The organism is Tomitella biformata AHU 1821 (genome assembly GCF_000524475.1).
GTDB lineage: Bacteria > Actinomycetota > Actinomycetes > Mycobacteriales > Mycobacteriaceae > Tomitella > Tomitella biformata.
The window spans coordinates 56,679-65,878 of the sequence record NZ_BAVQ01000079.1 but is presented as its reverse complement, the minus strand read 5'-3'; the positions used below and the strand labels follow the sequence as shown (position 1 = coordinate 65,878).

9 protein-coding genes are annotated in these 9,200 nt (G+C 69.6%); 6 read left to right on the top strand and 3 right to left on the bottom strand.

Annotated elements, in window-relative coordinates; genetic code table 11:
- Positions 1-35: 35 nt before the first annotated feature.
- Positions 36-980: a 5'-3' exonuclease gene (locus tag TBIF_RS19015; RefSeq protein WP_024796333.1), complete on the bottom strand. Its 945-nt coding sequence runs from the start codon at positions 978-980 to the stop codon at positions 36-38.
- Between the two features lie 44 nt (positions 981-1,024).
- On the opposite strand from TBIF_RS19015, the gene TBIF_RS19010 reads away from it, so the two are divergent.
- On the top strand, positions 1,025-2,155 hold the full coding sequence (locus TBIF_RS19010; RefSeq protein WP_024796332.1) for a M24 family metallopeptidase: 1,131 nt from the start codon (positions 1,025-1,027) through the stop codon (positions 2,153-2,155).
- A gap of 126 nt (positions 2,156-2,281) precedes the next feature.
- Here TBIF_RS19010 and TBIF_RS19005 read toward each other — a convergent pair whose 3' ends face one another.
- Positions 2,282-2,683, bottom strand: a complete 402-nt coding sequence (locus TBIF_RS19005) for a PPOX class F420-dependent oxidoreductase (protein ID WP_024796331.1) — start codon at positions 2,681-2,683, stop codon at positions 2,282-2,284.
- A gap of 38 nt (positions 2,684-2,721) precedes the next feature.
- Between TBIF_RS19005 and dprE2 the strand changes: the two genes are divergently transcribed.
- The 4 genes from dprE2 to TBIF_RS18985 all read left to right on the top strand — a co-directional run bounded on the left by dprE2 (position 2,722) and on the right by TBIF_RS18985 (position 6,830).
- The gene (gene dprE2 / locus TBIF_RS19000) at positions 2,722-3,504 is read left to right on the top strand and encodes a decaprenylphospho-beta-D-erythro-pentofuranosid-2-ulose 2-reductase (RefSeq protein WP_439654243.1); all 783 of its coding nucleotides are present in this window, start codon (positions 2,722-2,724) and stop codon (positions 3,502-3,504) included.
- 77 nt (positions 3,505-3,581) lie between these two features.
- The gene (locus TBIF_RS18995; RefSeq protein ID WP_024796329.1) at positions 3,582-4,763 is read left to right on the top strand and encodes a thiolase family protein; all 1,182 of its coding nucleotides are present in this window, start codon (positions 3,582-3,584) and stop codon (positions 4,761-4,763) included.
- 92 nt (positions 4,764-4,855) lie between these two features.
- Positions 4,856-5,872 (top strand): LLM class flavin-dependent oxidoreductase, encoded by a 1,017-nt coding sequence (locus TBIF_RS18990; protein ID WP_024796328.1) that lies wholly within the window; start codon positions 4,856-4,858, stop codon positions 5,870-5,872.
- A gap of 79 nt (positions 5,873-5,951) precedes the next feature.
- Positions 5,952-6,830: a universal stress protein gene (locus TBIF_RS18985; protein ID WP_024796327.1), complete on the top strand. Its 879-nt coding sequence runs from the start codon at positions 5,952-5,954 to the stop codon at positions 6,828-6,830.
- Positions 6,831-6,856: 26 nt separating this feature from the next.
- Here the strand turns inward: TBIF_RS18985 and TBIF_RS18980 are convergent, their stop codons facing one another.
- Complete coding sequence (locus TBIF_RS18980) at positions 6,857-7,648, bottom strand: hypothetical protein (RefSeq protein WP_024796326.1); 792 nt, start codon at positions 7,646-7,648, stop codon at positions 6,857-6,859.
- A 163-nt stretch (positions 7,649-7,811) separates the two neighbouring features.
- Here TBIF_RS18980 and mgtE point away from each other — a divergent pair, with 163 nt between their 5' ends.
- Positions 7,812-9,134, top strand: coding sequence for a magnesium transporter (mgtE, locus tag TBIF_RS18975; protein WP_051461645.1), 1,323 nt, complete (start codon positions 7,812-7,814; stop codon positions 9,132-9,134).
- The last annotated feature ends 66 nt before the right edge of the window (positions 9,135-9,200 follow it).

The following is a 9,200-nucleotide window of genomic DNA, read 5'->3' as shown; positions in this document are numbered from 1 at the left end:
GCGAGCGCACGGCGCTGCCCGGCCCACCGGCGTTGCTAGCTGGTGAGGCGGCTGGCCAGGGCCAGGATCAACCGGTCCACCACCCGCTCGATGCCCAGCTCCTCCGCGAGCTGTGCGAGCCTGCCGGGGTCGACCGGGGTCGTGGGCAGCGCGTCGGGTTTGGACAGCACCACATCGGCGTCGGTCGCGACCTCCACGACAGGCAGTCCCGCATCCAGATACGTGCGGGCGTCCACCAGTTTCGCCCGCACTCGGGCGGCCAGCGCCGAGTCGGGATCGGCAACCGCCGCCCGCAGTCGCTCGAGCGTGCCGTACTCGAGGATGAGTTTCGACGCTGTCTTGTCGCCCACCCCCGCCACACCGGGGAGCCCATCCGACGGGTCTCCGCGGAGCAGGGCCATCTCCACGTAGGCCTGGCCGGCGCCCTCCACGGGAACCCCGTATTTGGCGGCCACCTCGGCGGGCCCGAACCGCTCGGCCTTGGCCAGGCCGCGGCCCACATAGAGCACCCGCACCGGGGCCTCGCCGTCGCGGACCACCTGCAGCAGGTCGCGGTCCCCGCTCACGACGAGTACCGGGTCGACACTCTCACGCGCGGCGAGGGTCCCCATCACGTCGTCCGCCTCATAGCCCCGAGCGCCGGCGGTGGCAATGCCCGCGGCGGCCAGGACATCCATGATCATCGGTACCTGCGGTCCCAGCGATGCGGGCGCGTCCTCCGCGAGGGGATTATCGGGGGAGACCCGATGCGCTTTATAGCTGGGCACCAGGTCGGTGCGGAACTTCGGGCGCCAATCCAGGTCCAGGCACACCGCCAGGCGCGACGGCTGCTCCTGGGTGATCAGCGCGGAGACCATGTCGGTGAAGCCGCGCACCGCGTTGACGGGCCGGCCGTCGGGTGCGGTGAGCTTCTCCGGGAGCGCGTGGAAGGCGCGGTACCAAAGGCTGGCGGCGTCGAGCAGCATCAGGGGTGCGGTCATGATCGCAATCCTGCCAGCATTCGATTGCCGATAAGCTCATTGCCATGACAGATCAGGCAATCTCCTCCCGTTTCCCCGCCGCCATTTACCGCTCCCGCCTGGATCGCGCCCGCGAACTCGCCGCGGCGCAGGGGCTGGACTCGCTGGTGATCGGCACCGGCCCGGACTTCCTCTATCTACTGGGCTCGCGGGCGCACTCCTTCGAGCGGCTCACCGCGCTCGTGATCCCCACCTCCGGAGCGACCCCCACCGTGGTGGTCCCGCGCCTGGAACTGGCGGCGCTGCGGGAGTCCGCGATCGCGGAGCTGGGGTTGACCGTGCGGGACTGGGTCGACGGCGTGGATCCCTATGCCATCGTCGTCGAACAGGCGGGTGCCGCGATTGCCGTCGATCCCTACCTGCCGGCGCTGCACCTGATCACACTCACCGAGTTGACCTCGCGCGCAGCGGTCTTGGCGACTCCGGTGCTGCGTGTGCTGCGGATGTCGAAGGACGAGGCGGAGGTGGAGGCCTTGCGCCGGGCGGGCGCGGCCATCGACCGCGTGCACGCGCGGATGGGGGATTGGCTGCGAGTCGGCCGCCGCGAGAGCGAGGTCGCCGCGGACATCGCGGCCGCGATCGTCGCGGAGGGCCACACGGCGCCGGAGTTCATCATCGTGGGATCTGGGCCCAACGGGGCAGATCCGCACCACGAGGTCTCGGATCGCGTCCTGCAGACCGGGGACGTGGTGGTGATCGATATCGGCGGCCCAGTGGACCCCGGCTACAACTCCGACTGCACGCGCACGTATTGCCTAGGCGAGCCCAGCCCAGAGATCGCCGCGCAGTACGCCATCTTGGAGCGCGCCCAGCAGGCCGCCGTAGATCAGGCGCGGCCCGGCGTGACCGCGGAGTCCGTAGACGCCGCGGCCCGCTCGCTGCTCGCCGAGCACGGGCTGGCCGACGCGTTCGTGCACCGCACGGGGCATGGCATCGGCCTGTCGGTGCACGAGGAGCCCTATATCGTCGCGGGCAACTCCATGGTGTTGGAGGAGGGGATGGCCTTCAGCATCGAGCCGGGTGTCTACTTCCCCGGCCACTGGGGCGCCCGCATCGAGGACATCGTGGTCCTGACGGCCGACGGCTGCGAGCGGCTCAACAACCGTCCGCACGCCCTGGGCGTCCTGCCCGGCTGAGCCTCGTCCAATACAGCCGCTGCCTTTGTGTGGAGCCGCTGGGGTTGCTAGCGCGGCGGCTCCACACAGGGGCGGCGAACTCGCGGGCAGGGGCAGGGGCAGGGCAGCGGTGGCGGCGGGAGTTCGTCAGCGCTGGAACGTCTGCAATCCCAGGACTCGCTGCACCTTCACCTGGATCACGACTCGGGCGGGATTCGGCTGCGGCTGGCGGTATCGGCCGGCGTACCGCTCGACGGCGTCGGCCACCGACACCTCGTCGTCGAGCACCTCCGCCGGCCCCTCCAATGTCAGCCAGCGCGGACCCTCGAGCTGGGTCAGCGCGGCGTAGCCGCCGCGGCGGACGTTGAGGACCTTCTGCGAGGGACCATTGGTGATCACCCGGGCCAAACCCGCCTCGTGGTCCCAGGTGAAGCCGACGACCACCACGTGGGGGGTGCCATCCTCGCGGAGAGTCGTCAGCGTCGCGAGGTGGCGTGCCACCAGGAATTCCAGGGCAGGCGAGTTGAGTTGTTCCGGTCCGATGGCCATGTTGCCACGATAGGGCGCCGCGAAGGTGTCACACTGGCCTGGTGCGCACAGCGAAAACGCCCATCCCCGTCCCCGGTCCCGTCCTGCTCCTCGGCGGCCGTAGCGAGATCGGGATGGAGATCGCCACGCGGCTGGCCCGCGCCACCGCGGTGGAGGCGAGAACCTTCATCCTGGCCGCCCGCCGGAGCCACGACCTCGGGGCGGAGGTCGCCAGATTGACGGAGGCGGGGGCGCAGCACGTGGTCACCGCCGAGTTCGACGCCGACGACGTCGCTGCACATCCCCACTTCTTCGAGGAGGTGGCGCGCGCGCATGGGGTGCCCGCCCTCGCGGTGTTCGCGTTCGGGATCCTCGGCGAGCAAGACCGTGCCGAGGAGGACTCCGCGCACACCGCCGCGATCCTGCACACCGACTTCATCGCCCAAGCCACGGCGCTGATCGAGTTGGCCAAGCAGATGCGCTATGTGGGGCGCGGGCAGCTGGTTGTGTTCTCGTCCGTGGCTGGGATCCGAGTGAGGCGCGCGAACTTCGTGTACGGCTCCGCGAAGGCCGGGCTGGACGGGTTCGCGTCCGGACTGGCCGACTCGCTGGCCCGCACCGGAGTGCGGTTGCTGCTGGTCCGCCCGGGTTTCGTCATCGGGAAGATGACCGAGGGCCTGGACCCGGCGCCGCTGTCGAGCACCCCCGACCAGGTGGCGGATGCCGTCGTGCAGGGCTTGCGCGCCCGCCGACGGGTGCTGTGGGTGCCAGGTTCCCTGCGCGCGCTGTACGCCGTGGCGCGGGTCGTTCCGCAGCCCATCTGGCGACGATTGCCGCGCTGAGCGCACGCTCAGATACGATACCGGCGCAGGTTCCATCTGTCGGAATATGCCGACGCCTGAACGCTTGGAGTGTGCCGATGCCCGCATCCGAACCCATCATCCTCGTAGACGGAGCCCGCACTCCGGTCGGCAGCTTCGGCGGCGTGTTGAAGGACGTGCCCGCCCACGAGCTCGGCGCGACCGCCGCGAAGGCGGCGCTGGAGCGCTCCGGGGTGGCCGCCGACCAGATCGACGAGGTGGTCATGGGCTGCATCGGCCAGGTGGGCGGGGACGCCTACATCGCCCGCCGCGTCGCCCTGGCCGCTGGCATGCCGGACTCCACCTCCGCCTACACCGTGAACCGCCTGTGCGGCAGCGGGCTGCAGGCCATCTGGTCCGCCGCCATGCAAATGCGTTGGGGCGGGGTCGATCTTGCGGTCGCCGGCGGCAACGAGAGCATGTCCCGGATGCCGTTCTACGACTTCGGCGCCCGCAATGGCTACAAGCTGGGGGACCGGTCCCTCGTGGACGGCACCGTCGGGATGCTCACCGACCCGTTCAGCAATAAGCACATGGGCGTCACCGCCGAGAACGTGGCGCGCGAGTACGGGGTCAGCCGCCAGGAGCAGGACGAGTTCGCCGTCGAGTCGCAGCGCCGCGCCGCCACCGACGCCGCGAAAGCCGCGTTCGCCGAGGAGATCACGCCCGTGCACATCGGGGGCCGCCGCCCGGTCACCGTCGAGTTCGACGAGCACCCGAAGCCCGAGACCACCGTGGCGACGCTCGGCAAGCTGCGTGCCGCATTCGTGCCCGACGGGACCGTCACGGCCGGCAACGCGTCGGGCATCAACGACGGTGCTGGTGCCGTCGTCCTCGCCCGCGGCTCCGTCGCCAAGGAGCGCGGGCTCACCGGCCTGGCCACCATCGAGTCCGTCGCCACCGCCGCGATGGATCCGTCCCTAATGGGTTACGCCCCCGTGCTGGCACTGCGAAAGCTGTTCGAGCAGAACAACATCACCCCGGACGACGTTGATGTCTTCGAGGTCAACGAGGCGTTCGCCTCGCAGGCCATCGCCGTGATCCGCGACGCCAAGCTCGACCCGGCGAAGGTCAACCCGTACGGCGGCGCAATCGCGCTCGGCCACGCCGTCGGCGCCACCGGCGCGATCCTCACGGTGCGCGTCGCCAAGGATCTGGTCCGGCGCGACCTGGAGCTCGGCGTGGTGACCATGTGCATCGGCGGCGGCCAGGCACTCGCCGCGCTGGTGCGTCGCATCTAGCACCGACCACGCGGGCCGGGCCAGGGAATATCCCCGGTCCGGCCCGCGTTGTCAGGCCATGACCTGACAATCGCTGCGAAGGGCCCTCCACGGTGAATCATCAACTGTCCATTCTCGATCTCGCGTCCATCGGCGTAGGGGAGAGCACGCCGGACAGCCTTAACGCCAGCGTCCACATGGCGCAGCGCGCGGAGGAGTGGGGCTACCAGCGCATCTGGTACGCCGAGCACCACAACATGCCCACCATCGCGTCCTCGGCCACCAGCGTGCTCATCGGCCAGGTGGCCGCCAGGACGTCGAAGATCATCCTCGGGGCGGGCGGGGTCATGCTGCCGAACCACTCGCCGCTGACCATCGCCGAGCAGTTCGGCACCCTCGAGTCCTTCCATCCCGGCCGCATTGAGCTCGGCCTGGGGCGGGCCCCGGGCAGCGACCAGAAGACGTTCCGCGCGCTGCGCCGGGACCCCCGCAGCTCCGACCACTTCCCGGAGGACGTGCTGGAGTTGCAGGCCTACCTCGGCGAGGAGACCCGCATCCCCGGGATTAACGCCACACCGGGCCGCGGTACCCATGTTCCGCTGTACATCCTGGGCTCGTCGCTGTTCGGCGCGCAACTGGCCGCGATGCTTGGCCTGCCGTACTCCTTCGCCTCCCACTTCGCTCCGGATGCGCTGGAGCAGGCCGTCGCGCTCTACCGCCGCGAGTTCCGCCCGTCCGCGCAACTCGCCGCGCCCTGGGTCATCGCCGGCGTGAACGTGATCGCCGCGGACAGCACAGGCAAGGCGATGGAGCTGTTCCAGGAGGCCAAGCGTCGCCGGGTGTCCGCCCTCGTCGGCCGCGGGCGCGAGTTCACCGATGAGGAGGCCGACATGATCCTGGAGGCCCCAGCCGGCGCGCAGGTCCGAGCGATGGCCACCCACACCGGTGTCGGCACGGCCGACGAGGTGGCGGAGTACCTGCGGAGCTTCGCCACCCTCGCAGATGCGGATGAGCTCATCGTCGTCTCGCAGGCGGTCCGCCGCGATGCGTGGCTGCGCTCGCTCGAGCTGCTCGCCCCGCTTAATGAGCAGGGGATTAGCCGGGCTCAGGTCTCAGCGCACGGCGTCTAGCGGAAGGTCGTCGGTGCTGACAGAATGAGGTGGGCGTCGCAAATATGTGCGCCTGACCCCACCGTGACAGGAGACAATCATGTCTGGCCAAAAGCCTGTAGTTGTCGGCACCGACGGATCTAAGCACGCCCAGACCGCCGTCCGCTGGGCCGCTCAACATGCGGCGCGGCACGGGGCGCCGCTGCTGATCGCCTCCGCCGCGAGCGCGCCAGTCGCCTACGGCATGGGCGGACACCTGCCGCAGGACTTCTTCGACGCGCTCAAGGATGAGGGCGGCCGGATCGTCGCCGAGGCCACCCAGATCGCCCGCGACGCCGCCCCCGACATCGCCATCTCCTCCGAGGTTCTCATCGACGCCACCGGCCCCGCGCTGCTCCGGCTCGCGGAGACCGCCGAGGTCATGGTCGTGGGCACCCGCGGGCTCAGCGGCATCGCCAGCGCCTTCATGGGCTCAGTGAGCTCCCTGATCGCCCGCCACTCCCCATGCCCGGTTGTGGTGGTGCGCAGTGCGTCCGAGGACGGGACCCCGCCCGTAAGCGGCCCCGTGGTCATCGGTATCGACGGCTCCGAGAACAGCGTGCCGGCGCTCGCCGTTGCGATGAAGGAGGCCTCCCTGCGCGGCGCGACGCTGATCGCGGTGCACGCCTGGAGCGATCTCCCCTTGAGCACCATGGACCCCGTCACCCAGGTCCGCGAGCTCTTCGACGAGGCCACCATCGCGGACACCGTGGTGGCACAACGGCTCGCGGGCTGGAGCGAGCAATACCCCGACGTGAATGTCGAGCACCGCGTGGTCATGGACCGGCCCGAGGCGGCGATCCTCGATCGCGCCAAAGGCGCCCAACTGGTAGTCGTCGGCAGCCGGGGCCGGGGCGGGATCACCGGGCTCCTGCTCGGATCCACCAGCATCAAAGTGCTGCGCTCGGCCGAATGCCCGGTGATGGTCGTTCACAAGTAGTCCGCCGGGGAGCTCGCCCACTCACCTCATGGCAAGTGGGCGAGCTCCGCCACGACGGGGGATTCCGCGTCGAAGACGAATCCCAATGGGGCCAGCACCCGCACCACCTGCTCGGCGGCCCACTCATCCAAGTCGCACAGCAGCAACGTGCGCCACGGGGTGAGCACCACGGGGCGATCCAGGGCGGCGAGGAACTGCAGTTGCCGCGCCTCGAGGACGCCGCCGTGCACTGCCGCCCCCAGCGTCACCAGACCGCCGTCCGCGTGCTCGAGCCACCCGATCGGCAGCTCCTGCGCCGTGGTGGCGACGGTGGCGCGGTCGAGTTCTCGCTCCGTGATCGCTGCGAGCCAATCCGCGAGGTCCGCATCGGCGCCGTCGTGCCGCAACACGGTGCCGGTGTCCACGCCATCGGCCCGCACCGTGAACTCCGTGGGGCTCAGGGCGGCGAACACCAGTCCCAGCCCGGCGAGGTCTCCCGAGCCGTCATCGACTCCCACCAGACCGGCGGGGCCCGCATCCCGGTCGAGGCCCTGGGACCCGTGCGCCCGCAGGCTTTCCGCCAGGCGCAGTGCCACGGCGCGCGCGTCGAGATGCCCCCCTATCCGGCCTGTCAGGGGAGAGCACAGCACCCGGTGGGCGGCTCCGTGCGCGTGCAGTCCGGCGGCCGCCAGCAAGGCCGCGGTCTCCGGCCCGCGAGCGACCTCGAGATCCCCGGCGCCGACCAGCACCAACCTGGTGTCCGCGCCCGCTAGCGTTGCCACTTGCTCGGCGCGCAAGTACCCCGTGGGCGGGTGGACGCGAATCAAGTCAGAGGCCATGCGACCAGCCTAGATGCCGCCGCGCACGGCTGAACGCCGCGCCACCGGGTGCTCAGTTTGCTCTGGCGCGACAAGTCGTGAACGGTGATACCGGGCGTCGAACCCCACGCCGCACAAAAAAGGAGGTCAGCCGATGTCAATATTGGACGCTACCGAACTTGTTGTGCCACCCAATATTGAGTTATCCGAGCTGACCGACCTCATCGCCACCTGGCTCGAAGCGGTGCCGGACGCCCAACGGCGCGCCGAGCAAGTGGCGGCGGTGCCTGTGCCTGATCGCATCCGGGTGCTGGGCGTGCTCAATGAGCAGCAGGTGGCCGAGCTGTTCGACCACGCCAGCCCGCACGCCAGCATCGATGTCCTCGACGAGCTGCCGTCAGAGCTACGTGGCCGGGCCCTTGCCGTGGCCGCCCCGGACGTCATCGCCGAGATCGTGCGGCTATCGCCTGACAGCCAACAGCACGGTTTGCGCGCGAGCCTGCCCGCAGACCGGCGGGCGGTGGTCGATGGACTGCTGAGCTGGCCGGAGGATTCCGTCGGCGCGCGGATGACGCCGAATGTGACATCCATCGTCGACACCCTGACTGTGCGCGAGGCCAACCGTGCGGCGCGCACGCAGGCGGCAGACGCCGAGACCATCGCCTACGTCTATGTGACCAACGAGGCTGGGTTGCTCGAGGGCGTGATGTCCTTCCGCGATCTGGTGCTCGCGCCCGGCTCCACCTCGGTCCGGGAGTTGATGGACACTGACCTCCTCTCCGTCGATGCCCGCACGGACCAAGAGGCCGCCAGCCGCATGCTCATCGCGAACCACTTGTTCGCGCTGCCCGTGGTCGACGAGGGCCGGCTGATCGGGATCATCACCTCTGATGACGTCGCCGATATCATCGACGAGGAGTTCACCGAGGACGCCGAGCGCCAGGGTGGCTCGAATCCCCTGGACGTGCCGTACCTGCGTGCCTCCCCGTTCCTGTTATGGCGCAAGCGCATCCTGTGGCTGCTCGCGCTGTTCATCGCGGAGGCCTACACCGGCACCGTCCTCCGGCATTTCGAGGAGGAGCTCGAGACCACGGTCACGCTCGCCTTCTTCATCCCGCTGCTCATCGGCACGGGTGGCAACACCGGCACCCAGATCACCTCGACCCTCGTGCGCGCCATGGCGGTCGGCGACGTGCGGTTCCGCGATATGGGGAAGGTCCTCACCAAGGAACTCACGGCAGGCTCGTTCATCGCGCTGACGATGGCACTGGCGGCGATCATCCGCGCCTGGACACTGGGTGTCGGGGTGGAGGTGGCGATCACTGTCACCCTGACTGTCGCCGCGATCGTGATCTGGTCCTCCCTGATCGGCTCCGTGCTTCCGCTGCTGCTCAGGCGAATCGGCTTGGACCCCGCAGTGGTGTCCGCGCCCATGATCTCGACCATCGTCGATGGCACCGGCCTGATCATCTACTTCGAGATCGCGCGGCTGGTCATCACCGGTTGACGACGCTCGCACAGTGCTCGGGAACTTCACACACCACGTCGGACGTTGCACCAGTAAGTCCGCTGG

Bases quoted from the DNA above. Each gene is read 5' to 3' on its own strand.
- TBIF_RS19015 (WP_024796333.1), bottom strand. From the start codon at position 980: ATGACCGCACCCCTGATGCTGCTCGACGCCGCCAGCCTTTGGTACCGC.
- TBIF_RS19010 (WP_024796332.1), top strand. From the start codon at position 1,025: ATGACAGATCAGGCAATCTCCTCCCGTTTCCCCGCCGCCATTTACCGC.
- TBIF_RS19005 (WP_024796331.1), bottom strand. From the start codon at position 2,683: ATGGCCATCGGACCGGAACAACTCAACTCGCCTGCCCTGGAATTCCTG.
- TBIF_RS18995 (WP_024796329.1), top strand. From the start codon at position 3,582: ATGCCCGCATCCGAACCCATCATCCTCGTAGACGGAGCCCGCACTCCG.
- TBIF_RS18985 (WP_024796327.1), top strand. From the start codon at position 5,952: ATGTCTGGCCAAAAGCCTGTAGTTGTCGGCACCGACGGATCTAAGCAC.
- TBIF_RS18980 (WP_024796326.1), bottom strand. From the start codon at position 7,648: ATGGCCTCTGACTTGATTCGCGTCCACCCGCCCACGGGGTACTTGCGC.